We start from the raw sequence: 26,128 nt of genomic DNA on the forward strand, positions 1-26,128 counted from the left end.
TCATATACTTAAAATATAATAAAGAATTAATATAATTTATTTTCCGAATAGCATTTCTAAAATCTTAAATTTAAACTTAACTTTATTATTACCCTTTTCCTTCTTATCACTATTGTTTATATTTTTTACAACTTCCTTAGAATCCACGGCTTCTTTAGTTCCATCAACAAAGCAAAGTGGAGGAAACATTACACACCACCAATTTTGTCCTTTTGCATCTCCAATTAGAATTCTATATGCTTCGTATTCACCTTGAGGAAATACTACATCGCCATAAATTTTATCTGGAAAATTTTCTTTTGATAGAGAACTTGTAACATTATAACTATATCCATTTTCATTTATAACAGCCTTAGCTATATCTTCCATATTACTTTTATTATCAATAATAAACTGCCTTGATTCATCCAAACTCTTACTTTCTCTTAAACTGTCAGCTACAAATTCAATAACCTTATCACGAACTTTTAATTTCAGAGCTTGATCTTCCTCAGTATTACTATTGGCAATTACATGAAATCTAATTATTTTATCAGCTATATCTTCATAAATTAATTCTTCACTAGAACTAGTACCATCTAATATTTTACTGCTTGTACAACTATTTAAATTTAAAACACATATTAACAACAACACTATATAAATCTTATTTTTCATATTAAAACCCCCTTATAGCTATAATTATTGCCAAATTTAGGAGGCTTATACTTATTTTTTAGATTGTTCTTGTAATAAATACATCATTATATTTTAATTTCATTTTTTCAAAACACTTTTGCGCTTTAAGCATATCATCAAAGAATGCAAATACAGTTGGTCCACTTCCACTCATCATAGTACCAATTGATCCAGAGTTTTTCATTTCCTCTTTTATGTTTATTAGTATTTTATGCTTCCTTAATGTAACATTTTCCAATAAATTTTTCATATTGTTCGCAACTATTCTTAAATCATTTTCTTCAATTGCCTTAATTAAAACATCAGTATTAGGATGACTTCTTGCCTTAGACAAATCAAACTCTTGATAAACGCTCTTAGTAGAGACACCAAATGGCGGCTTAACTAAAACTAAAATTTTATCTTTAAAGTCATTTAATTTCGTTACTTTCTCTCCAATTCCTCTACATAATGCAGTACCACCTTTTATACAATAAGGAACATCTGCTCCTAGCTGTAATCCAAGCTCCATTAATTCTTCATCACTTGCATGAATATCAAAGATTGTATTCATAGCCTTTAATACAGCAGCTCCATCAGTACTTCCACCTGCTAATCCAGCACATACTGGAATATTCTTATTGATATTTATGCTAACCCCGCTATTAATTTTATATTTTTCCATAAATAACTTAGCTGCCTTATATGCTAAATTCCTTTCATCTGTAGGAACATATGGTTTATTACATTTAATAGTAATATCTTTATTTTGTTTTTCTATGTTTAACTCATCATATAAATCTATAGATTGCATTATCATTTCTAACAAATGATAACCATCTTCTCTTTTTCCAACTATATCTAAGGATATATTAATCTTAGCATAAGCCTTAATTCTCATACTCGTATTTCCTTTCAAACAAAATTTTAAAATGGTGCTACTAATATTTTTATTTCAATGATAAAAATATTAAATTAAAGAAGAAACTCCTTAAGGAGTTTCTAAAATTCTATTTCTAATAATTATATTTTAATTTATAACTCTTTAATCTTTAGCTATTTTTAATAGTTCCATTTTTTTATTATATATTTTTTTAATAACATAGTAAACCAAAATACTACTATTTTAATTTAACGCTTCGTATATAGTTTCATTATTTCTATTATAAAATCTATTATATTCTTCAATTACCTTTACTAAAGGCTTCATATTTTCAAAGAAAACTACAATATAATCTCCTTTTTTAGCCATACTAATAGCTTTAACTAAAGCATCTTCTTCATTAAATATAACTTCATATTCTACATTTTTATTTTCTTGTAGTAAGCCCTTTACTATTAAATTAGCTATTTCCCCATTATTTCTTCCCCTTAAATCTTTATCTTCTTTAACTATTGTATAATCTAAGAACTTAGCACATATACCACCAATCTCTAAAGCTGATTCATCCTGCCTATCTCCAGGTATACCTACTACTCCATAAAGCTTTCCAGTATTTAATTCTTTTAAAGCTGTAAGGACAGCAGTATATCCATCTGGATTATGACCATAATCCAGCACTATATTTATTCCATTTACATTATAGCAATTAAATCTTCCTGAATTTTCTTTTGAATTTAATTTATAGGTAGTTAGCCCATTTTTAATCATACAATAATCTATATTCATAGCTACTAAGGCTGCTGTTGCTGATAAAATATTTTCAACATTAAATTTTAATTTTCCATTTAAAGTGATAGGGATTTCTTCAACTTTGCATAGTAAAATTTTTCTATTTTTCTTTAATACTATAATGTCTTCATTTTCTACATATACATATATATCATCATTATTATTCTTCTTTAAAATTTCATTATTAGAATTAATAGTGAAAAAAACTTTTTTTGACTTTATTCTATCTAAAATGTTCATACTCCATTTATCATCTGCATTTATTACTACATAACCAGTTTCTTTAACAGCTTCTCCCACTAAAGATTTCACTTTACAAAGCTCTTCCATAGAATTTATTCCATCAATCCCTAAATGATCTTCTCTAATATTGGTTATAACAGCTACATCTGCTTCTTCATAAGCTAAACCTCTTCTAATAATTCCACCTCTTGCAGTTTCTAATACAGCCACATCCACATCTGGATTTAATAAAATAGATCTAGCACTATCAAATCCAGTATCATCTCCACTATCTATACATTCATTATTTACAAAGATCCCGCTACTATTTGTCATTCCAACACAGTATCCCATCTTTGATAAAGTGTGACTTATTAATCGTGTGGTAGTTGTTTTTCCGTTAGTTCCTGTAATAGCTATAACCGGAATGTTGTAAGGTTTATCATTATACATCATATTTACAATTTCTTTTGCGACATTTCTACTGTTACCACTACTAGGTTTTATATGCATCCTTAATCCAGGAGCAGCATTCACTTCCATTATTATTCCATTATTATATAAAGGTTTAGATATATCTTCACTACAAATATCTATACCACATATATCTAATCTCAGAGCTTTCGCAGCTCTTATACACAAGTCAATATTTTCTTTACAAATCTCATCTGTACAATCTACAGCTTCTCCTCCAGTAGATAAGTTAGCATTTCTTCTTAATTGAACTTTATTCCCTTCTTCTAATATATCCATTAAGGATTTACCTTGCCTAGCAATACAAGTAATAACTTCCTCATCTATCTTTACTTTTGTTAATGGCTTCTCATGATCATCTCCTCGTAATGAATCTTCATTTAATTCATTAATAAGGTCAAATATTGTATCTTTACCATTACCAATTATAAAAGGTGGAATTCTAAGTGAAACTGCAACAACTTTGTAATTAACCACGCAAACTCTATAATCATTACCCTTATAATGCTTTTCAATAATTAAATCTTTAAATTTATCTTTTAACTTTTTATATGAATTTAATAATTCTTTTTCATTTTTTATATTTAAAATTACCCCATTGCCCTTATTACCATATTGAGGTTTAAGAACTACAGGATAACCAATTTCTTCTGCTTCTTTTAATAAATTAATTATATTTTTAACTTTATTTCCTTTAGCAACAGGAATGTTATGAATTTTTAATAATTCTTTTGTAATTAGCTTATCACAAGCTATATCAACTGATACGCATTTAGTATCATAACCTATAGAATTCTCAATTATTTTGCCTTGTTTTCCATATCCTATTTGATAAAAATCTTCACTTCCAAAATCAATTACTGGAAGACCAATTTCTTTGGCATAATCACAAATGGACTTAGTACTAGGTCCTAAAAGCTCATCTTTTAATAATTCTTTTAAAAAATCTAATCTTTCTTCATAATTAATAGGAATCTTGTTTATCAAAGAATTTACAATATCAATAGCTAATCTAGCTGTTTCAATAGCTGTATTCTCATAAATATATTGAAAAATAATATAATAATGATCATTTTTAACTTCTCTGGCCTTACCATAAGCAACATCTATTCCTATTTTGTTTTGGATAGCTATTATTATATGCTCACATATATGTGCTAAATATGTTCCTTCATTAAGTCTTTTTATAAATCCTTCATCTTCATCAATTCCACATCTATGGCTTCTTAATTCTGGAATCATATTAACCAAATTAAAATTAAAATCTTCAATGCATTTACTTGGAGTTTCAGAATAGCCTTCTAAATCAACATCAAGTCTAATACATTTTTTATGGGAATAGACATTTTTACCTTTAAAGACCTTAGTCTCAGTTACTTTCATTTTTACATTTATCCTCCTCAAAAGGCTTCTTAATTAGGAGATTATATTTATCTCCTTCTTTTAGTACATGTAAATTAACATTAAACATACTTAATACTTCATCATAATTTTGTTCAGATACATTACTATAAGTAATATTTCTAGCATCTAAAAAGTATACTGCCCCACTTCCAATTACCTGCGCATCTCCATTATCTCTAACTAATAGCGCAGTATCTTCATCTATACCTATACCTAATACTTCTGGGTTCTGTGCAATTCCAGTTAATAACCTTCCTATTCTCCCTCTTTGAGCAAAATGCTGATCTATCATAACACCTTCTATTAGTCCTAATCCCGGTGCCATTTTTAAGGTGCATTTTCTTGGAGATTCATCATCTTCACCTTTAACCACCATAGTTTCACTCATTACTGATGCACCTGCAGAAGTACCAACCATTATACATCCATTTTGTATAGATTCTTTTAAGGCATCATAAATTAAAGTGCCTCCAATTAAGCTAGTTATCCTTAATTGGTCACCACCTGTAAAAAATATAAGAGATGCAGCTCTTATTAAATCAATATTGCTTTGAATTAAAGAATCATCTCTAGTCTCAATATTTAATCCTTTAATATTTTTTACTCCTAAGCCATTGAAAATTTTTCTATACTTTTCAAGAGCTTCTTTAGGATATTCTGTAGCTACCGTAGCAATTACTATAATATCCTCTTCTTTATTAATGGAGTTACAAACTTTTTTAAGGATATCTTTATCTCCTTCTTTATCCTCTGCTCCCCCTATAATAATTAGGTCTCCCTTTATTTTTTCTGCCATTTTCTCACCTCTTATCATGCATTTCTTATTTTATCCATGAAAAGTTTATATTATTCATATGAATTTATTGAGGAATCTTTAAGCAGAAACATACATAAAAATAAACTAAAATAAGGAGCCGTCTAAACAGCTCCTTTACTTTTTTAAAATATAGCTCTTCCTGGAATTATAAGTTTGCATCCTGGTTTAATTTTTTCTTCTTCATTTAAATCATTTAATTTTTCTAATTCAGCAACAGTAGTATTATACTTCTTTGCTAAATCCCATAAAGTTTCCCCTTCACCAACTACATATATAGTTACAGATGCTTTTTTCTCTTTTATTTCTCCAGAGCCTTCAATAATATCTTTTATATAATCCTTATTAATTTTATAATATGCTTTTATATTTAGACCAATTGTTGCTCTAACAGAAACTGCATTACCTTCTATATTAGTATCTATATTTTCTAAATAAGGATTTATTATAAGGTTCATATCTTTTCTTAATCCTTTAATATCTATAGTTGTATTAAATGGAATATCTCCATTTAGTATTCCATAATTCAATTCTTCTCCAGCTAGTCTATAAATTATATTAGTCTTAACTACGCCTTCCACTTTCACTCTTTCATCTTCAACTATTTTATCTTTTATTATAGGATGTCCAGTAACTGCTACCACTTCTCCTATTCTTTCTTCTCTATTCTCAATATCAAAAGTTTCTTTAGCTGTTACTTCAGAATTTAATATAGAATGAATTAATGTAAATTCTTTATTACCGTTTACTAATTCTATATTCATAGTTGGTGAATATGCATCCTTTAATATCTCTACTTTATCATTAGAGTATACTTTAACATTTCCTTTTACTAAAAATTCTACGTTAACCACTCTATTTTCACCAACATCATCTAAATTAACTGCATGTTGCTCATCAGCTACCATTAATTCTAAAACACTGATCATGTCTCCACTTATTCCTGGTAACTCTTCCTCTCTTGATAAATAAACATCGTCTTCTAAAGATTCAAGCTCCTTATTATCTCTTCCCTTATAAAGAATAGATATCTTACAATAGCATCCAATATATGCTTTCCCTTCTACTACCTTAACTTCCTTCTTATGAAGGTTCATAGAACATTTTAGAATTTCATCTATTTCTGGTTTATCCATAGTTACTTTAAGCATGGATTTTCCCATAAAGTCAATATCCTTATCTCCCTTGACTCCATTTAATACTTCTTCTTCTCTTTTAATTTGAATATCATCTTTTCCTTCAATATCTTTTACATATTCAAATTCTCCGATTTTATGGATCTTCCATCTCAATACTATCAATCCGCTTATTCCAACTTTTCTTTCATTCATCCAATTTGCTTCAATATGTTCTACATCGCACTCAACATTGCACACTATATTATGTTCATCATTATTAAGATCTAGATAATTTGAGAACTTATCATTAAAGACAACTGCATGTATCTTGTTAGCTGGAGAATCTGAAATTGATTCATCCTTAGATAAATAAAGAACAATATAATCTAAATTTCCTTCTACAATAACTTTATCACCTAAGATTTCTTTATTAGTTATGGTAGCTTTAACATCTATCCCTAATACTTCTTTCATATCAGGATATTGTGAATCTCTTAATAAATGCTCTCCTTTTATAGGTTGATTAACTGAACCTTCCCTTAGTAATTGTTCATATCTAATACTTTCTCTTATAACATCTATTTGTGACATGTAACCCCTCCTACATAATTCCTATTAATAAATATATTTCTAACCATATATATTTATTCAAAAATTATCTTATTGTTTCTAAAAGAAAGTTTGCAAATTTCAACATTTATCTTACTCAATTTTACATAAAAGGTTAATTTAATTAATCAATTGTCGAATTATCCAAGTAAAAGTATTTATTTTTATTTTTTCTCTAATTTTTTTAAATAATATGTTGACATTACTCAAAATATGTCGTATTATAAATATGGTTATTGACCATATAACCTCTCATAAATTCTCAATACCCTTTTATACCATAGTTGAAAGATGGAAACCCACCATCTTTCTTTTTTTTTGCAAATTTATAAGACAAAAAAAAATAGAGCCCTAAGATCTGAGCTCTATTACCTATAATGCAAAATATAATTGAACTGTCTTTGTTAATACATCCGAATAACTATATGTTACCATTCTAGTAACATCATTGTCTAATCTAACTACAAAAATACTTGGATGAGCGCTTTCTATTACTCCGTTGTTTACTAGGATCTTTTTTCTTCCACCGTTTGCCTTTAAAGTTACTTTTTCTCCTATATGATTCTCTATACTTCTCTTTATAGACGCGATAGTCTTTACATTTTCCACATAAACACCTTCTTTCTTTTTATATTATACACCCAACCCCATATATTGTCAAGTAAAAACTATTATTTTACCACCTTGAATATAAATTGTCAATGTAAACTTTTACCTTATTTATGATTATTTTATACATCTATTATTATCTCTATTTTTTATCATTTTATTCATATTTTTATATTATATTTAACTTTAAATATAAGGTGATCTAGGATAGCCTTCCCTATATTTACCTCTAGTTTGTAACCCTCCAATCCCTCTAATTCCAGTTATAGTATTATCAATAACATCTGTTATTGAAACTACCTTATCTATTCTTGTATAAGCTATTTTCTCACAAACTAAAACAGGATCTAGGCAATGTATTAATACTCTATTTGGTGAACTTGCAAAATTAGCACCTGCATCTAACATACATTCATAACAACTCTGACAAGCTCCTGCAAAAATAACTAACTCATCATAACTAGAATTATAATTTCTTAGTGCCTTAACAGCTTCTATATAATATTTTGAATTTCTATAATTATCTAAATTTAAATAGTCATCTGGAGTTCTAAGAACACTATCATGACCTGTTAAAACAACTATATCAGGCTTTATTTCTTTAACTAAATCCACTATCATATCTGGTTGTTTTTTTTCTGGAATAGCTCTTCCTATAGCATCTAAAGATAATTGCTTATAAACTTTAAGGCAAGTTTCTAAATATTCACTATCTCCATCTATATGAAGTATCTTTCCAGGTCTTCCAAATACTAATTCTTTGTTTTGTTGATTTTTTGAAGTTTTACTCCCTCTATAAAGGTTATTTAAAACTTTTGTAGCTTCATCATCTCCCCTCATAGAAACAGCTTTCTTTATAGCCTCTTCTACCCTTCTATTTAGTATTTTTTCTTTTGTTCCTACATACTCATCATCAACTATTTCTAAATCATCTATTCTTGAATCTGCTATTATTCTTATGCTTATTCCCTTTAAAATATATACTAGATTCCCCTTATCATCCTCTTTAATATCTATAATCTTAAATGTAATATCCTTATCATAGGATTTTCTAACTACTAAATCCCCTACTTTCATTTTGTACCTCTTAGTTATTACTTTATATTATCCTATGTCGAAATATATCTATTTGTACTTAAAGAAGAGTAAAAAAAAGTGCCAATGGCACTTTTCTAATTTATCATATATTTATTTTTAAATTCATCTAAAAACTTAAGCATAGCTTCCTTTTCATTAATTATTGTTTCTAACTTACTTCCAAAGGTATTTTGACCCCAGTTAACTTCATTATAATAATATCTATTAGCAAGTCTCCAATATCTTTGTGGAAATTGTAAATAAGCATATAAAACTTTATACTCAATTTCTAATAAAGGTGAAACTTTATTATAAGATTCTATTATAGCATTTGCAAAGTCTATATCCCAATTAACTCTTTTTAATACTTTCACCATAAAATTTGATATATCAAAAGTTCTAACTTCTCTCTTACAATAATCAAAGTCTATTACATTGCAAATATTATTTTCATCTAATATTATATTGTGATAGGTAAAATCATGGTGGCAAAAACTCTTTTCAGTCTCAGCTATTTCACATAACTTCATATATTCAGATTCTTCTAGAGTTTTTAAAGCTTTTTTACCAATTTCCTTATAAAAATCCATTGATTTTATATATAATAAATCAAAGTCATTTTTATTATTTTTCTTTCTTACCATATCTCTCATCTTATCCAATGATTTAATCCTCTTATTCATAAGATGAGTCCATCTTCCTAAATCACTCTTTAGCTTTGAGTTCTCTGGTGGATCATATCCCTTAGATGCCTCATGTAGCATAGCAAGAGTACTAGCTGCTAATTTCACTTCTTCTATGTTATGAAAGTCACATTCTCTTCCCTCTATCCATTCAGATAAAGTATAAAGATCCTCATTTACTAGGGCATATGGTTCCCCATCTATGTTCAAATGATATTTATCAACGGTATTAAAACCATTTTTTATTAGATGTTCCTTGGCTCCGTAAACAAATAATAGTTTTTGAGGCCCATAGTTAATTTTTTTTAAGCATTTCTCTCCTTTATTTGTCTTAAGATAATAGACTCCTTTATTAGCTTTTAAGGCTTCTATCTTAATATCAAACTGTCTTTCTATTTCAAATTCTCTCATCATAACCCTCACCCCCTTTATATTTATATGACTATATTTATTCTTTTATTAACATTTTATTCCTAAGTTTAATATAATAAATTAAAAACAATGAGAAAGGATTAAATCATGAAGATAGGCATAGATGGTAGAGCTGCAAAATGGTATAGAGGAACTGGTATAGGAACATACACTTATCAACTTATCAATAGTATGAATAAGGTTGATAATATTAATGATTACTTAGTTTTTTTACCTGAAAATTCAGCTCTAGATTTAAGTGATAATTTTAATATTGAGTTAGTTAGAGCTACAACTTCATCAAACTTTTGGGACGAAGTTAGAGTGCCAAACATTATAGAAGATAATAATCTAGACCTTTATCATGTGCCTCAAAATGGAGTTGGACTATACACTAATATTAATTGTCACAAAGCTATTACGTTGCATGATATAATCCCATTGAGAATGCCAGAAACAGTTAGTGAACGTTATTTATATATATTTAATAATTAGCTTCCTAAAATTATTAATAATTGTGATGGAATATTAACGGTTTCTGAATTTTCAAAGCAGGATATAGCAAAAGAATTTAATTTTCCTAAAAATAAAATTTTTGTTACTCATCTTGCTGCTGAGGATATATATAGACCTTTAGATAAGTGTCAATGCAAAAAAATAATAGAAAAAGAATATGATATTAAAGATGATTTTATACTTTATGTAGGGGGTTTTAGTCCTAGAAAGAACATTATAGGATTAATCGAAGCATTTTCACTTCTATCTAAAGAAATAAAGAAAAATCTTAAATTAGTTATCACAGGTAAAAAAGGAATTTCCTATAGCCTTTATAAACAGAGAGCTATTGATCTTCATATAGAAGATGATGTAATCTTTACTGATTTTATTCCATTAGAAAATTTACCTATTTTTTATAACGCCTCAAAGCTACTAGTTTATCCTTCCTTCTACGAAGGTTTTGGTTTGCCACCTTTAGAAGCTATGGCTTGTGGTACACCAGTTATTTCATCTAATGTAACTTCCCTTAGAGAAGTATGTAACGAATCTGCCTTATTAATTAATCCCTATGATATTGATGAACTGAAAAGTTCTATAGAAACTGTATTAAAAGATGACTCCTTAAGAATGAGTATGATTAAAAAAGGTCTTATTCAAAGCTCTAAATATTCTTGGAATATAACAGCAAAATCTACAATACAAGCTTATGAAAAGATAATTAAATTTTAAAAAGAGGCTGCCTTAGCAGCCTCTTAATTTATTTAATAAAAATATTGGCTAAAATCTGAAATAAACCTATTAACAAATTCTTCCCTATATATTTCATTATTTATTTTCTCCTTTAATCTATTTAGAAAAACCTCATACTCCCATTTCTTTTGTTTATAATAAAAGTCTCTTATGATAGTTGTAAAATCCTTTGGGAAGCTTAATAAAGCATATATTAATTTAATTTCATCTTTACTTAATTCATCTATAGAATTATATGATTCTATAATTAATTTAAAAGTATCCATATCATAGTAGGTATTTTTAATGACTTTAATTGCAAAATTAGCTATATCTATAGCTCTTGTATCTATTTTGCAATAATCAAAATCTATAATCTTAATTTCATTTCCATCTACAATAAAATTATGATGTGCTAAATCATTATGACATAAAACTCTCTTATTAAAATCTTCTAATAAATTGTTGTAATTGCACATTGCTAAAAGTTCTATAGATTTTTGTATTTCATTAATATGCTTATCCACATTTTCTAGAAATAATTTATCAAACTCTAATTTATACCTAAATTTTAATACATATTCTTTAATATTTATAAGATCTTCTTTTGCTTTATTAAACTGATGAGGCAAGTATTCTCCTAAATTACCTTTAACTGTGTCTGTACTTAAAACATTAAATATTCCTCTAGAAGCCGAATGCATATTTGCCATAGCTTTAGTGCATAGTTCTACTTCAACGGGATTACTAAAGGTAGCCTCCCTACCTTCCATCATATTTAAAATTACATATATATTTTCTCCAGATTTATAAATATATTTCCCATTTTTATCTTCATAGTAACTTAGTAAATTACTATATTTTTTAGAAGAATAATTTAATGCTTGATTTATAAAATCTATTCTTTCTTCCGATGAATCTGTAAGCTTTAATATCTTCTTCCCTTCCTTTGTTAATAATACAAAAACCTTTCTTAAAGGAATAATATCTTCAACTTCAAAATCTAATTTATTGAAAAACTCCTCTCTTAAATCATATCTGCATAAAATCTCATTATCTATATATCTAAATTTATTCATACTGCCCCCCATAATTAAATTATTATATTATTACTATCTAAGGTTCTAGCCTTATTTAAACTTTTTAATAATTCCCCCTCTTCCATTTGAAACTTCCCTAAAATATATTTTTCAATTATTCTAAGCTCCTCATTTGGATAAGACACTAAAGCTCTTAAGTATTCCCTACTACTATTTCCAAGGTTAGTAAGGCTAATGTAATAATTAATAATATCATCCATATTTATATTAATTTCTCGCCTTTTAATCTTTTTTATATATGAATATATGTCATGTTCCTTAAGATTGTAAGTCATATACTTTATAGTGCCTATTTTTATACTTCCATCATCTTCAACCTTCAAATTCCCTTCATCTACTCTAGTTAAACAAACTTCATAGTTATCCATACTTCTACTAATTATTTTTTTAAATCCATTTACATTTATATGATTTAATGATTTTTTACCTAAATTAATTAATGTTTCTCCTCTATTTATTAAATAAAAATCTATAGAATTTAAATCTTCCTTTTTTTCAATTTCCATTAAATATTTATTTATTAATATTATTTGAGAATAATACATACTTATTTCTTTCCCAATGGAGGCACCTATTCTTGGAAATAAATTTTCTTTATATTGTCCAATCTTATTGTGAAAGAAAACAATACTTTCAATTTGTTTATATATGCTTTTATTGTCCTCAATTTTATCTTTAGAAATTTTACTGTTTAAAACATAAATATTCCTATTTTCTAAATAGGAATTTAATTCTGATTTCTGCATTCTTTCACTCCTTAATAAATAAAGTTTTGTAAGAACTTTTCTCTATTGTCTCTATCTCTTAAATACTTATTTAATTTATTTATAAGAAACTCTTCTCCCCAAGGCTGCTGTTCCCAATAATACTGCAGACCAATTTGCCAAAACCCCTGGGGAAATCTTATAAAACCTTTCATAAGCTTTAATTCATCATTAAATATGCTGTGAGTGTTTCCATAGGAATTTAATATAAGATTAGATACTTCTTTATTCCATTCACCATCCTTCATAGATCTAATTAATAAAGATGCCAAATCATGAATATGTGTGTCTAATATGCAATAATCAAAATCAATTATATTAATTTCTCCAATCTCATTTATTAGAACATTATGATGTGCATAATCATGATGGCAAAATCCCCTCTTAAGTACTTCTTTATTCATCAATTCAATATATTTATTATTCTTTATCTCATCTATTGCCCTTTTACCTCTTTCTATTTCTTCATTAATAGCTTGTAGATAAATTTCATCAAACTGTGATTTGTATGCCTTCTGATAAATTCTCCTTTTGAAATCTAATATTTCATCACATCTAGTTTCAAATACCTTTATCCAAGAAAACCAAGCAATTCTAGGTTTCATATTACTATTTAAAGTAAAACCTTCACTACAGTTATGAAGTTTTCCTAAAGTTTCAGAGGCTAATTTTAAATCTATAAAATTCTTATAATTACAATTTCTTGACTCTACCCACTTATTTAAATATGCAAATTTATCTCCAATCCTTATATAATCTAAGTTATCTTTAGTAGTAATTATTTCTGGTATATTTTCAAAGCCTCTATTTTTTAAATGTTTTATTGCAGAAAGAATAAAATAAAAATGAGGATACTGATATTTAATTACCTTAATACCATAATCCCCATCCTTTGTTCTTATCTTATAGCTATTTTTAACCTTCTCTATAGTTTCTATTTCCATTAAATACTTATCCTGAATTTCATTTTTTATATATGAAATCTCCATAGGTTTCTCCTTAAGATTTATTCTATGTTATTATATGGACTTACTTATTTTATTGTGTTTATATCATAGAATTAAATAATTAATAATATCTATAATATAAAGGATATTTTTAGGAGGATTGCTATGAGAATTTCCATAGATGCTAGAGGAATAAATTTATACAATGGAACAGGTATAGGAACTTACACCGAAAATTTAGTTAAGGAATTGCTTAATATAGATAGAGAAAATGACTTCACTCTTTTTTGGACCGGGAAAAACTATGAAGAATATAAAAAAGATAATTGCAACATAGTTTTTACTTCTAGTAAGCATGGTAGTTTTTATGAAAATTATTATTTCCCAAACTTCTTAAAAAATAATAATATAGATCTTCATCATATTCCTCAAAATGGAATGGGTCTTTGTAATAATTATGATACAAATTCTGTTGTAACTATTCATGACTTAATTCCTTATGTATTACCTGAAACAACTGGACGAGGGTATCTTGAAAGATTCCTTAGAACTATGCCAACTATAATTGATAAATCTAAAGGGATTCTAACTGTATCTGAATATTCTAAGAGGGATATATTAAAGTTTTTTAATCATATTCCTGAAGACAAAGTATATGTTACACCTTTAGCTGCAAATTCTAACTTTAAACCATTAGATAAGAATATTTGTAAAGAAACCATACAAAAAAGATTTAATTTCTCAAAGGATTATATTTTATACATAGGTGGATTTAGCTCAAGAAAAAATGCTAAGGCTTTAATTCTATCCTTTGATAAAATTTATAAGGATTTAAATAAACCTTATGTCTTGCTTTTGGCAGGTGCAGTTAAAGATGAGGGAAAGAAGCTTGTAGATTTATCTAAAACTTTAAATTCTTGTGAAGATATTATTTTTACAGGTTTTATAGAGGATGCTCTACTCCCTACACTCTATAATGGAGCTGAAGCATTTATATATCCATCCCTATATGAAGGATTTGGTTTACCCCCTCTAGAGGCTATGTGTTGCAAGACTCCTGTTATAACCTCTAAAGCAACTTCTATCCCAGAGGTTACAGGAGATTCCTGTATATTGATTAACCCTTTAAATAGATTAGAACTAGAAGAGTCTTTAGTTAATTTACTAAATGATGATGATTTAAAGGATAAGTTATCAAAAAAAGGTTATGAAAGAAGCCTCCTATTTTCATGGAAAAACACTGCCATAAAAACCTTAGAGGCTTATAAAAAAATATATACTTCCTAGTTATAATATATATCATTTAATATTTCTTTTAATTTATCAAATTTTTTTATGCTTGGAGCCCGTTCAGCGATATTAACTAATATTAAGAATGGGCTATTTCCTTCTATATTTTCTATTTTATTTTCTTCTTCTTTAACAGTTAATGAATATAAAGAGCTTGGGAAAAATTTATTATCTCTAAGTTCTTTAGATAGTAAGTCTTTATTAGTAGCTGCAAAGGCTATAAATTCTTTAATTGCATCTCTATTTTTTTCAACATTTAAAGCAACTAAGTTTTTTCCTCCTAGAGCATATAATTTGTTTTCACCGATTTTATAACTGGGTGGATTTTTACATGTCCATATACCTAACTCCTTGTCCTCAACAATATCTCTATAAAAGTCTAAAGAGGCTATTCTATATAAATAATTATTATCTTCAGCTATATATTCATCTTTGTATATATTATTAAATTCTTTTAATATATCCTCTTTAGTATAAGTATACGAATCTTTTTCATAGTCTACTAATTGAGAAATTATTAATAGTTCTATATTACCCTTATCTTTATTAGAAAATATATTAATTTCCCCAGAACTTTTATTTTTAATTTCATTTCCTACTTCAATTAAATCCTTCCAAGTATTTAATTCTGAAGCTTCATAACCATATTTATTTAAAATATCATTTCTAACATATAGTGCAATTGGATTAGATTCAAAGGGCACTCCATAGTAATCTTCATGAATTTTTATTTCTTGAATTCTACTATCCTTGAAATTCTTATTATACATTTCAATTATACTTTTATTTTCATCTATAAAATCTATTTTTTCTTTTATCTTTTCTAACTCTACAAAATTCAATTCTACTATATTAGGTAAGTCTTTTTCATTTAATTCCTTAATTTTTTCTAAGCAATCTTCAGATCCAATATTTATAATATGTATATTCACTTTTTTATTTCGTTCTTTAAATTCATTTGCAACCTCAAGAAAATAGTTGTAATTTTCTTCATTTGACCAAAGTACTATATCTCCTTTTAAATCCCTTCTATTAGACTTACTTAATATTAAATTTATAGAAAAAATTATTAAGAATCCAATAATAAGTAAAAAAATTACTCTTTTTCTATTTTTCATATTCTCACATCCTAATCTAAAATAAATTATACACCATTATTTTATTATTTTAAAAATAATAAATTTTGATTTTTATAAATTATTATACTATAATAATTTAATATATAGATTTTAAGATAGGAGATTGTTATGCATATTGATAGCTTAAATTATTTTTTCCAGGTTGCTAACTCTAACAGTATTTCAACAGTTGCAAAAAATGCGCATATTTCACAATCTGCACTTAGTCAACAAATTTCAAAATTAGAAAACAATTTAAATGTACAGCTTTTTAATAGAACAAATAAAGGGGTCTCTTTAACTTCTGAAGGAGAAATATTATTCAAGTATGCTGAATCAATTTTATCATCTTATAATAAGATGCAAGAAGAATTGTTAAATTCAGTAAATAAGAAAAAATATGTTTCTATTGAAGCAGTTGAATCAATTGGTCTAACCCTTTTGCCTATGGCTATTTCTAAATTAAAGAAAAACTTTTCTTCTTATACAATTAACCTTAATACAATAGATTGTTGCTCAAAGGCTAATCTATCTAGTAATTTATGTGATATTTTTATTTGTTATACTAAGCCAGAAAATGCTAATGGTTTAACTACAAAACTAATTGGATATGATGAAATCCTTTTAGTAGCAGGAAAAAACTTTCAAGTGCCCTCTATAAAAAAGGATGATTTATTTGATCTTCCTTTAATATTATCCTCTGATAAAACTTGTTTGAAAACTTTAATATGTAATGAATTTAATTATGATAATAAAATTTTAGATTCTTCAAATATCTTATATAGTACAAATTCATATTTTTCCGCATTAAAAGGTGTTTCATCAAGTAAAGCAGCTACATTTATTCCTGCTAGTATATATAATAACTACCATTCAATACCTGATATTAAAATAATTAATATTCATGATTTGTCTATTAAGCTTCCAATTTATATTAGTTATTTTGATTCATTTTATAAAATTAATTCCGAATTTGTTAAATCGCTAAAAAGCATACTAAAGGGTTACTTAAATTAAGTAACCCTTTAGTATGTCCTTTTTAATAACCAACTAGCAATTTCTCTTAATATAATTTTATAATCGTTATTTGGTAACTTATCTATGCCCTTAAAGCACTTATTAATATATTTTTCAGCTAATTCCTTTGCCATCTCTATTCCTTTATTAGCTTTAACTAAGTTTATTATTTCAATTACTTCTTCCTCATTGTAATAGTCTTTTCCAATAATATCTTTGAATGCATCTTTATTATTTCTATAAGCATAAATTAAAGGAAGAGTGTAAATACCTTGTTTTAGATCATTAGCTGCAGATTTTTTAATACTTTCATCATTTCCTTCATAATCTAAAATGTCATCTATAATTTGAAAAGCCATTCCTAAATTATGACCTATATTACCAAGCTCCTTAGAAATCTTTTCATCAGCATTACATTCTGCTGCTCCTAGATATAAAGATATTGAAAATAACTCTGCTGTTTTTCCAGATATTCTACTTAGATAATCCTTAACTGACAATTTCATTGAAAATCTAGAATTAAGCTGATTTACCTCACCCATACAAATCTTTGACATTGCTCTTGAATCAACTTTTATTGCTTGTAGTGAATTATTAGTAGCTAATATTTTAAAACATACACAGAAAAGATAATCTCCTATATATACAGCATAATCCTTTCCATACTTAGATTGAATAGTCTCTTGTCCTCTTCTAAGCTTTGAATCATCTATTACATCATCATGAACTAATGTTGCCATATGAAGCATTTCTATTACTGCTGCAGTAGGAACTGATTTGCTTTTATCATTATCTCCGAATTTTGATCCTATCAATACGAAAGCTGGTCTTAGTAATTTACCACCTGACTCAATTAATTCCATTATAGATTTTTCTATTTTTTTATCTTTACACTTTACATTTTTCTTCATTAAATTTATTACTTCAATAAGCTCTTGCCTTATCTCAGGATAATCATTCCAAATATTGTCCATTTTATTCCACCCTCTTAGTGATTAGAAATCATATATTTATTTTCAATGCATAACTGCTTAACATTCGAACATTGGAAGTTTTCTTAAATGTGCTACTGCATAGTTAGCGGTTATTCCAATAAAAATACCTGTCCCTATTCCTATAGTTGATAATACTGGCAAGTATAACATAACCCCTATATTTTTTACTATTAACGAAGCGATTATTAATTGTCCAACATTATGGAATATAGCACCTGCTGAACTTACTCCAATAATACTAACCTTATCTCTAAACAATTCTTTAATTACTACCATTGAAAGAAAACTTAATATTCCCCCAGCTGCACTATACATAAAGGAAGATAAATTCCCCCCGAACATAGTTGATAAAGTAAGCCTTAAGAATAACACTAAAAAAGCATCTTTTTTATTGTCTAATGTATATAGAGCAATTACAGTAATTAAGTTTGCTAATCCAAGCTTTGCACCTGGTGTTATAAAAGGTACAGGAATCATACGCTCAATTATATGTAAAACTAATGCTTGCGCTACTAATAATCCTATATATACTATTTTACTAGTTTTTTTCATAGTTTCTCCTTAATATGATAGTATAATATCATCTTCTGCCCTTCCCTTAATTTCAATCATAACCTTATGAGGAAGGCATACTAAACTTTCTCCAGGCTTTTCAATGTATTCTGGATTCATACAAACCTGATCTGGACAATCAGCTTCTATTATACCTATCTTATTATCTTTTATCTTAATAATATTAACTCCATCCTTAGTTTTCAGTTCTATAGTTTCTTCTCCTCTATGCTGTGATAAATTAATATTTTTATATAGCTTTCCAGAAACCGTTATTTCTGCATATGTATTACTAAGTCCTTTTCCAACGGATGCACCTAATATTATTTCAGGTAAAAATGACAGTATCATCAATACTGCTATAATAACGAAATCTAATTTCTTAAACATAATAATCATCTCCATTATAATGAAACTAATTGTATGTACATTATAATTATACAATTTATAAGGTAGAGTAAATAAACTCTACCTTATAAAATCTATTATACATGTATATTTATTCTTTGCATACTATTCTGCATCTAAAGATAATGCTTTTTTATTTCCATGTAATAAATTATCTTCATATAATGGTTTTTTCTTTCCATGCCAGAAATTATCTGCTAACCTTGTTATCCAAGGCATAATATAGTAGTCAAGTCCAAATGTTCTACCTGCTCCACTCATTAGTGCAATTGAACCAAATACATACCATAATATATCCCATCCAGCCATAGCACATAAGATAAAGTTAATAGGCATAACAACTGAAACTGCACCCCATATAAATGTAAATAATCCAACTATTAAACAAAGTCCCATTCCAATTTCCATTAATACAACTATTCTTTGGAACCAAACTGCTACTTCTGGATTTGGCATCATGAATTCCATTATTGTAGCATACCAACCTGGAATTTCTTTAAATATTGGTGTAGCCCATTCAGTTGCTGTTTCTCCAGCACCTGCAGCTGAAGCACTTGATGTTGCATCTTGTAACCATGCAAATGGCATTTTTACATTACCAGCTTTAGTCCAGCTATCTGCACCAATTTCTATACTATTAAAGAAACCTTTAATGCTACCAGCATCCCACATCTTCTCCCATGTAGAATCTCCTAATAACTTCTTAATACCTTCAATTAACCATAAGCAACCTATATATATTCTTAGTGGTATTAACCATAATCTATTTCCCTTAGATGATACATGACCTCTCATCACTGATCTTCTATCTTCCATAGTAAAGAATTCATGTTGTAAATAGTTATAAACAGCATTAATATTATTTACTCCCCATAAGTAGTACATATTAACTAGATGTTTCATTATCATTGCAAAGAATCCAGATAATTTAATTCCACTTAAGTTAGCAACACAGTATCTTCCACCGATTGAAACCATAAATCCATGGTATTTTCCTTGGAATTTTTCCATTTCTTTATTTTCTATTGAAGCAATTATATTTTTAACTGCTGTATTAGCTGTTTGTTCTGCTGCTTCAACTATTTGTGGAGTTCCCCTACCAGCTTCTTCTTCATAATAAGCCATATCTCCAACAACAAATACATCTTTCTTTCCTACAGCTTGCATATATTCATTAGTTTGTAATCTTCCTGCTCTAGCTGTTTCTAATCCATACTCTTTAGCATCTTGATTTCCTTGAATTCCACAAGTCCATATTAAAGTTCTTGTACTAATTTCTTCTCCACTCTTTAAAGTTATCTTATCTTCGCTAACTTCTACTATAGGTGAATTCTTTAATATTTCTACTCCATGCTTAACCATATACTTTTCAGCTTTGTCAGCTTGTTTTCTATCTAACATATTTAAGATAGTTCCCATAGCTTCAACAACTTTTAAAGTAACTTCGCTTTCATCTACGTTATATTCTCTTGCTAATCTACTCTTCCATTCTAGAAGTTCTCCAGCCATTTCAATACCAGTAAACCCTGAACCTGCTACTATAAATGTAAGCATTTCTTTTCTCTTAGTGGCATTTCTTTCAAGACTTGCTTTAGCAAACATATCTTCAATATGATGTCTTATTCTAAGTGCATCTTCAAATGACCATAAAGTAAATCCATTTTCTTTTACTCCTGGTACTCCAAAGAAAGCAGGTTCGCTTCCTGTGCCTATAATTAGATAATCATATGAATATTTTCCATTTGTAGTTTTTACAACTTTACTATCTGTATCAACTTTTTCTATGAAATCTGTTATAACTTTAACTTTTGATTTTCCGAAAATTTTACATAATTCAACTTGTACTGATTCAGGATGAACTCTTCCTCCTGCAACTTCATGTAATTCTGTCATTAGTGTATGAAATGGATTTCTATCAATTAAAGTTATTTCCACATCATCATTTTTCTTATATTTCTTGGCTAATTTCTTAGCAGCATGTACACCACCATATCCTGCACCAAGAACAAGTATCTTATTTTTTGACATGTTGAACCCTTCCCTTCATTTAAATAATTCTAAAATAGCATATCTAATTCTATACACTATTTGTTAAGATGTCTACATTATTCAGAAATCTTTTTGTCGTTTTTTTAACAATTTTTTATTATATTTTTTTTAATAATTTTAGTTCCAAATCCTTATACTACCTGATTTGTAGAGAATTGATTAATGGTTTTTACTATTCAAATTACTTATATATCATAAGTAATTCGAATATCAATTTCTTTTTATTTTGTGTATAATGAACTAGTAATTGAAAACAATTTGACGTATGAGGATACTTATACAAGAATTAAGTAAGTTTAAGGGGGATTTTGTTATGAAGTCAAAAAGAGTTATAAGCTTATTAGCAGTTGCTGCTTTAGCTACTACTATATTTGTAGGATGTGGTAACAAAGAAGAAGCAACAGAAGCTGGATTAAAAGACGGAACATACACTCAAAAGTCAGAAGCTGATGAAAGAGGATATGTTGCTTCAATAGAAATAGAAGTTAAAGATGGAAAAATTGCAGCAGTTAAGTATGATGAAGCTAACGATAAGGGAAGCAAATTAGCTGATGCTGATTATAATACAAACATGAAAGCTAAAAGTGGTACAAACCCAGAAGAAGCTTTCCCAGCTTTAGAAAAAGCTTTAGTTGAAAAACAAGCTGTTGCTGATGTTGACACTGTAACTGGTGCTACTAACACTACAAACAACTTCAAAACTTTAGCAGAAAAAGCTTTAGAAGAAGCTAAGTAATATTTTTTACTTAAATAAAGACTTTGGGCTCTTGCCTAAAGTCTTTTGTTATTATTTCTTTTTTTACTTATAATAATAATAATGATAATAATTAATATTATTAATTTAGGAGGATTTTTATGCCAAAAATATTAAAAAAGCTTACCCTTTCACTTTTATTAGTTTTTTCTATTTTTATTTTAGCTAGTTGCTCTAAAAAAACTGAACAAGCAGAACCCCTATCAAGAAGCGAACTATTAATGGGAACAGTAGTTGATATAAAACTTTACGATAGTGATAATGAAGAAATTTTAAACAAAGCCTTTGATAAGATTAAAGAACTTGAATCTATTTTAAGCATAAATGAAAATGGAACTTTAGTAGATAAAATAAATAATGAAGCTGGTATTAGCCCTGTAAAAGTAGATGATTATACATATACCGTTGTAAAAAAGGGTGTAGAATATTCAAAGCTTTCAAATGGCTTATTTGATATTACTGTAGGTCCAATAGTAAAATTATGGAGTATAGGTCTGCCTGAAGCAAAAGTTCCAACTCCAGAAGAAATTAAGGATAAGCTTCCTCTAATTGGATATGAAGATATTGAATTTAATGATTCTGATAAAACCATTTACTTAAAAAGAAAAGGTATGATCATTGATTTAGGAGGTATAGCAAAAGGTTATACAGCTGATGTAATTTCAGAACTTCTAACTGAAGAAGGGGTTACGAGTGCTATAATAAATTTAGGTGGAAATGTCTATGCCCATGGTAAAAAACCAAATGGCTCTGATTGGAGAATAGGTATCCAAGATCCTTTTACTGAACGTGGTGGCATTATTGGCACTATTACTACTAATAATAAGTCAATAGTTACTTCTGGAATATATGAAAGATATATTGAAAAAGATGGAGTTAAATATCATCATATTTTAAGTCCTAAAACTGGATACCCTTATGAAAATGAAATTGCTGGTATTACTATAGTAAGTGATAAATCTATAGATGGAGATGCATTATCTACTTCAGTATTTGCAATGGGTATAGAAGAAGGTACAAAATTTGTAAATTCTATGGATGGTATAGATGCAATCTTTATAACTAAAGATAATAAGGTTTCTATAACAGATGGAATAAAAGATATATTTACCTTAAGTAATAGTGATTTTACATTAGTAAATTAATAAAAAGGAACTGTTTATAAACTTGGCCCTGTCAAGTAGACAATAGGAAAAAGACTCTTTATGCGGCATGAGACTTATATTGAATAGGACTCATGCCATATTTTAGTTGTATTCGTTCATTGTTATAAAACCAAATATATTCATTGATTTCATTTATTATATTTTCCGCTCCTTGTGTTTTACTTAAGTATATTAATTCTGATTTTAAATGACCGAAGAATATTTCAATAGGAGCATTATCCCAACAGTTTCCACGACGAGACATGGACTGAGTAATACAATGCCTTTTTAAATCATCGCAATAAGCTTTTCTTGTATATTGAAATCCTTGATCTGTATGCAATATACATCCTTCTTTCAATTGTAGATCATATAGCTGCTCTAATGTATCATTAACTAGTTTTACATCATTTCGAGTACTCATGTTATAAGCAATAATTTGATTATTATATAAATCTTTTACTGCACTTAAATATAAAAATCGACGACTAGATTTATCTAGAGGAATATATGTTATATCCATGCATAACTTCGTTAACGGTCTAATTGCTGCAAAGTCTCTATTCAATATATTCTTCGCTACTGATGCAGGTTTAAACTTATGCTTATATACTTTTTTACGTATAACAGCTTTTATATTCATTTCATTCATTAGTCTATATACACGCTTATGATTGATTTCAATTCCTAATATATTATTAAGATAAATGCATATTCTCTTTCTTCCATAAGTTCCTCTGTATTTATTATGTATATCTAGTATATGGCTCTTAATTATTCTATCTTGGATATCCTTTTCTGTAACTATATCCTTACGTTTAAGCCACTTATAATAGGAGCTACGCGCTACTTTTGCCAATAGGCAAAGGCGAGAAATACAATATCGCTCTGATAATAAAAATATAATTTTGTAGATATTAATTCGCTTTATTCTTTTATCAGAGCTTGCAATTTTTTTAGGAATTCATTCTCCATTCTTAAATACTCAACTTCTTCTTCTATTGATGAAAATTTAGTTTTTGGTCGCCCTTTCCGTGAGCCATTAGCTTGAATTTTAGATTTTTTACCTCTATTTTCAATATCGAAAGCTTTATCACCTTCAGCTTGATATTTTTTTACCCAATCATAAACCCTCTTTTTTTCACTTAAACCTAATTCCTTTGCAATTGTATTTGCTCCTATATGTTTATTTAAATACATATCAACTGCTTTTAATTTAGTTTCTTTTGTATATTTTTTTTGAACCTTACTCATAAAAAATCCCCTCCATAGTAAACAAATATTTAACCTAATTATAAAGGTCTTTTTATATTTGTCTACCATAAGGGGATTATACTATTAAGACAGTTCCTTTTTAGTTATTTTTAAGGCTAATAATATTGCTAATACACCTGAAATAAGTTTTACAATTATATAAATATAAACTATTTCCTTTGCTTCTGTAACTACGTAAGCAAGTTGTCCACCAAATACATAGGCACCTGCTACTGAAAAGGCTGAACATATAACTTTCCCTCTATCATCTAATTTATCAAATTCAGTAAATACTATAACTGCTGAAGCTAAACTTCCTATTAAGGCTGTGACTGAATGAGAATTTATAGACATTAAATCACCTAATTTTTTAATTGAATTTTCAAAAATCCTTTTAATTACTTCAATCATAACATTGGCGCCAGATAGAAATATTGATATTTTACCTACAATAGTTATAGATTCTTCTAAGGGTAATAAGTTTTTAACTATCTCTATACCTGTAATTGATTTTATTCCTTGAAGCCCTAACCCAATTATCCCAACTAAAAATATAATTTTGGCAAGAGCCTTAAAGTATTTTACCATCTTATCAGCCATCTTCTTTAATCCTATAATCATTAAAAATGAAATTATAATTATTGGGAAAATATTTTTAATAATATCTAATATGTGAACCTCTAAAAGTACTCCACCTAAAAATAATCCTATAGGTAATGTTACTATACCACATAGTATTCCCTTACATAATATATCTATATTTTTCTTCTTTATTATTCCTAATGCTAAAGGTAATGTAAAACTTATTGTACAACCTAACATAGATGATATTAATATTCCTGAAAAGTAAACTTCTATTTTATTACTAGCAATAGCCTCTGCAATTTTATATCCCCCCATATCTACAGCAATAATAGATGATGAAAGTATACTTGGAGTAATAATGCTATCATTAAATAATGGAATTACATATTTAATAAGAACATCTGAAAGTATAGGAGTTATTGAAAGTATTCCTATCATTGATAAAGCTAATGAGCCCATACTTTTAATCCCACTTTCTATTCCCCTACTTAAATTTAATTTTCCACCAATAATATAATCAAAAATACCTAAGACAAAGAAAATTCCAACTATATATACAACTATCTTTTCCACTTCTAACTCTCCTAATTTAAATAAGATAATTTTATCAAAATTTTAAGCAACAAAAAAGCCCCTTAATATTTAAGGGACCTTTTTTGTTATTTATTTTTTAAAATTAACAATTGCAGCAACCTTTGTCATGATCTCCAGGTTTATTATCACAATGTTCAGGTTTTCCTATACACTTTCCATTATATGAAGATGTTTCTAATTCTGTATATTTTATTACGATATTGTCTTTATAAATCTTTAACATATATTTTGTATTTGGACATAATGGTCCTAATAAGAATTGTCCATGACAATCTGTGAAAGTGTGAGTCAAAGGATATGGATATCTATATCCATCTACTACTTGTAATAATTTTACTACTGCATCTACTACAGGCATTCTATTGCAATCTAATACTGTTCCAAATATAACTGATCTCTTTTCTTCTGGTAGTTTAACTATTGCTTCAATTTGTTCATTACATCCTGTTTTTAATTCACATGATGCTATTCTTCCGCTCATAACTTTGCCTCCTAAGTTTTAATTATAAGTTTTCTTATTTATAGTATAGTTTATTCGTATAATACTAAAATGTGATTTATAAGAAATATTTTTATAAA

Annotated in this window: 24 protein-coding genes and 1 pseudogene; 5 read left to right on the forward strand and 20 right to left on the reverse strand. The window is 27.6% G+C overall.

The genetic code is table 11. The features are described from left to right. Nucleotides 1-36: 36 nt before the first annotated feature. The 8 genes from spoIIR to ACFYH6_RS16185 all read right to left on the reverse strand — a co-directional run bounded on the left by spoIIR (nt 37) and on the right by ACFYH6_RS16185 (nt 9,753). Nucleotides 37-657 carry a stage II sporulation protein R gene (gene spoIIR / locus ACFYH6_RS16150; protein WP_416180361.1) on the reverse strand — a complete coding sequence of 207 codons (621 nt, stop codon included), beginning with the start codon at nt 655-657 and terminating at the stop codon, nt 37-39. Nucleotides 658-715: 58 nt separating this feature from the next. Beyond that, nucleotides 716-1,558, reverse strand: a complete 843-nt coding sequence (gene ispE / locus ACFYH6_RS16155; protein ID WP_416180362.1) for a 4-(cytidine 5'-diphospho)-2-C-methyl-D-erythritol kinase — start codon at nt 1,556-1,558, stop codon at nt 716-718. 225 nt (nt 1,559-1,783) lie between these two features. Further along, entirely contained in the window at nt 1,784-4,408 is a 2,625-nt protein-coding gene (gene cphA / locus ACFYH6_RS16160; RefSeq protein ID WP_416180363.1) for a cyanophycin synthetase, read from the reverse strand. Next, nucleotides 4,395-5,225: a cyanophycinase gene (locus ACFYH6_RS16165; RefSeq protein ID WP_416180364.1), complete on the reverse strand. Its 831-nt coding sequence runs from the start codon at nt 5,223-5,225 to the stop codon at nt 4,395-4,397. The genes cphA and ACFYH6_RS16165 overlap by 14 nt, the downstream gene beginning before the upstream one ends. 143 nt (nt 5,226-5,368) lie before the next feature. After that, complete coding sequence (locus ACFYH6_RS16170; RefSeq protein ID WP_416180365.1) at nt 5,369-6,952, reverse strand: DUF3794 and LysM peptidoglycan-binding domain-containing protein; 1,584 nt, start codon at nt 6,950-6,952, stop codon at nt 5,369-5,371. A 390-nt stretch (nt 6,953-7,342) separates the two neighbouring features. Continuing rightward, the gene (locus tag ACFYH6_RS16175; protein ID WP_316344878.1) at nt 7,343-7,579 is read right to left on the reverse strand and encodes a Veg family protein; all 237 of its coding nucleotides are present in this window, start codon (nt 7,577-7,579) and stop codon (nt 7,343-7,345) included. A gap of 186 nt (nt 7,580-7,765) precedes the next feature. Next, complete coding sequence (yabG, locus tag ACFYH6_RS16180; protein ID WP_416180366.1) at nt 7,766-8,656, reverse strand: sporulation peptidase YabG; 891 nt, start codon at nt 8,654-8,656, stop codon at nt 7,766-7,768. 95 nt (nt 8,657-8,751) lie between these two features. Beyond that, nucleotides 8,752-9,753 carry a CotS family spore coat protein gene (locus ACFYH6_RS16185; protein ID WP_416180367.1) on the reverse strand — a complete coding sequence of 334 codons (1,002 nt, stop codon included), beginning with the start codon at nt 9,751-9,753 and terminating at the stop codon, nt 8,752-8,754. 105 nt (nt 9,754-9,858) lie between these two features. On the opposite strand from ACFYH6_RS16185, the pseudogene ACFYH6_RS16190 reads away from it, so the two are divergent. Next, nucleotides 9,859-10,977: pseudogene (locus ACFYH6_RS16190) on the forward strand (glycosyltransferase family 4 protein). 32 nt (nt 10,978-11,009) lie between these two features. Here the strand turns inward: ACFYH6_RS16190 and ACFYH6_RS16195 are convergent. Genes ACFYH6_RS16195 through ACFYH6_RS16205 form a run of 3 tightly spaced genes read right to left on the reverse strand, consistent with a single transcriptional unit; the run spans nt 11,010 to nt 13,830 of the window. Beyond that, entirely contained in the window at nt 11,010-12,056 is a 1,047-nt protein-coding gene (locus tag ACFYH6_RS16195) for a CotS family spore coat protein (protein WP_416180368.1), read from the reverse strand. A 14-nt stretch (nt 12,057-12,070) separates the two neighbouring features. After that, nucleotides 12,071-12,823 carry a hypothetical protein gene (locus ACFYH6_RS16200; RefSeq protein WP_416180369.1) on the reverse strand — a complete coding sequence of 251 codons (753 nt, stop codon included), beginning with the start codon at nt 12,821-12,823 and terminating at the stop codon, nt 12,071-12,073. 11 nt (nt 12,824-12,834) lie between these two features. Continuing rightward, entirely contained in the window at nt 12,835-13,830 is a 996-nt protein-coding gene (locus tag ACFYH6_RS16205) for a CotS family spore coat protein (protein ID WP_316344884.1), read from the reverse strand. 123 nt (nt 13,831-13,953) lie between these two features. On the opposite strand from ACFYH6_RS16205, the gene ACFYH6_RS16210 reads away from it, so the two are divergent. Further along, the gene (locus tag ACFYH6_RS16210) at nt 13,954-15,075 is read left to right on the forward strand and encodes a glycosyltransferase family 4 protein (RefSeq protein ID WP_416180370.1); all 1,122 of its coding nucleotides are present in this window, start codon (nt 13,954-13,956) and stop codon (nt 15,073-15,075) included. Here the strand turns inward: ACFYH6_RS16210 and ACFYH6_RS16215 are convergent. Then, nucleotides 15,072-16,196, reverse strand: coding sequence for an extracellular solute-binding protein (locus tag ACFYH6_RS16215; protein WP_416180371.1), 1,125 nt, complete (start codon nt 16,194-16,196; stop codon nt 15,072-15,074). The genes ACFYH6_RS16210 and ACFYH6_RS16215 overlap by 4 nt on opposite strands. A gap of 129 nt (nt 16,197-16,325) precedes the next feature. Here ACFYH6_RS16215 and ACFYH6_RS16220 point away from each other — a divergent pair, with 129 nt between their 5' ends. Continuing rightward, nucleotides 16,326-17,213, forward strand: coding sequence for a LysR family transcriptional regulator (locus ACFYH6_RS16220; protein ID WP_316343347.1), 888 nt, complete (start codon nt 16,326-16,328; stop codon nt 17,211-17,213). A gap of 8 nt (nt 17,214-17,221) precedes the next feature. On the opposite strand, the gene ACFYH6_RS16225 is transcribed toward ACFYH6_RS16220, so the two are convergent. The 4 genes from ACFYH6_RS16225 to ACFYH6_RS16240 form a co-directional block, all read right to left on the reverse strand. Beyond that, the gene (locus tag ACFYH6_RS16225) at nt 17,222-18,187 is read right to left on the reverse strand and encodes a polyprenyl synthetase family protein (RefSeq protein ID WP_316343346.1); all 966 of its coding nucleotides are present in this window, start codon (nt 18,185-18,187) and stop codon (nt 17,222-17,224) included. Nucleotides 18,188-18,244: 57 nt separating this feature from the next. After that, entirely contained in the window at nt 18,245-18,760 is a 516-nt protein-coding gene (locus ACFYH6_RS16230; RefSeq protein ID WP_316343345.1) for a Gx transporter family protein, read from the reverse strand. 9 nt (nt 18,761-18,769) lie between these two features. Further along, the gene (locus ACFYH6_RS16235; RefSeq protein WP_316343344.1) at nt 18,770-19,150 is read right to left on the reverse strand and encodes a NusG domain II-containing protein; all 381 of its coding nucleotides are present in this window, start codon (nt 19,148-19,150) and stop codon (nt 18,770-18,772) included. A 123-nt stretch (nt 19,151-19,273) separates the two neighbouring features. Next, the gene (locus ACFYH6_RS16240) at nt 19,274-21,196 is read right to left on the reverse strand and encodes an FAD-dependent oxidoreductase (RefSeq protein WP_316343343.1); all 1,923 of its coding nucleotides are present in this window, start codon (nt 21,194-21,196) and stop codon (nt 19,274-19,276) included. A 334-nt stretch (nt 21,197-21,530) separates the two neighbouring features. On the opposite strand from ACFYH6_RS16240, the gene ACFYH6_RS16245 reads away from it, so the two are divergent. Together ACFYH6_RS16245 and ACFYH6_RS16250 are read left to right on the forward strand one after the other, a co-directional pair. Further along, complete coding sequence (locus tag ACFYH6_RS16245) at nt 21,531-21,953, forward strand: FMN-binding protein (RefSeq protein ID WP_416180372.1); 423 nt, start codon at nt 21,531-21,533, stop codon at nt 21,951-21,953. A 119-nt stretch (nt 21,954-22,072) separates the two neighbouring features. After that, nucleotides 22,073-23,116 carry an FAD:protein FMN transferase gene (locus ACFYH6_RS16250; protein ID WP_416180373.1) on the forward strand — a complete coding sequence of 348 codons (1,044 nt, stop codon included), beginning with the start codon at nt 22,073-22,075 and terminating at the stop codon, nt 23,114-23,116. A 58-nt stretch (nt 23,117-23,174) separates the two neighbouring features. On the opposite strand, the gene ACFYH6_RS16255 is transcribed toward ACFYH6_RS16250, so the two are convergent. The 4 genes from ACFYH6_RS16255 to ACFYH6_RS16270 form a co-directional block, all read right to left on the reverse strand. After that, nucleotides 23,175-24,080, reverse strand: coding sequence for an IS3 family transposase (locus ACFYH6_RS16255; RefSeq protein ID WP_316345663.1), 906 nt, complete (start codon nt 24,078-24,080; stop codon nt 23,175-23,177). After that, the gene (locus ACFYH6_RS16260; RefSeq protein WP_316345662.1) at nt 24,044-24,370 is read right to left on the reverse strand and encodes a transposase; all 327 of its coding nucleotides are present in this window, start codon (nt 24,368-24,370) and stop codon (nt 24,044-24,046) included. The genes ACFYH6_RS16255 and ACFYH6_RS16260 overlap by 37 nt, the downstream gene beginning before the upstream one ends. Nucleotides 24,371-24,454: 84 nt before the next feature. Then, nucleotides 24,455-25,528, reverse strand: a complete 1,074-nt coding sequence (eutH, locus tag ACFYH6_RS16265) for an ethanolamine utilization protein EutH (protein ID WP_416180461.1) — start codon at nt 25,526-25,528, stop codon at nt 24,455-24,457. A gap of 103 nt (nt 25,529-25,631) precedes the next feature. After that, nucleotides 25,632-26,030 carry a carboxypeptidase regulatory-like domain-containing protein gene (locus tag ACFYH6_RS16270; RefSeq protein WP_316343339.1) on the reverse strand — a complete coding sequence of 133 codons (399 nt, stop codon included), beginning with the start codon at nt 26,028-26,030 and terminating at the stop codon, nt 25,632-25,634. Nucleotides 26,031-26,128: the final 98 nt, after the last annotated feature.

It is taken from the genome of Clostridium sp. HCS.1 (assembly GCF_047900555.1).
Lineage (GTDB): Bacteria > Bacillota > Clostridia > Clostridiales > Clostridiaceae > Clostridium.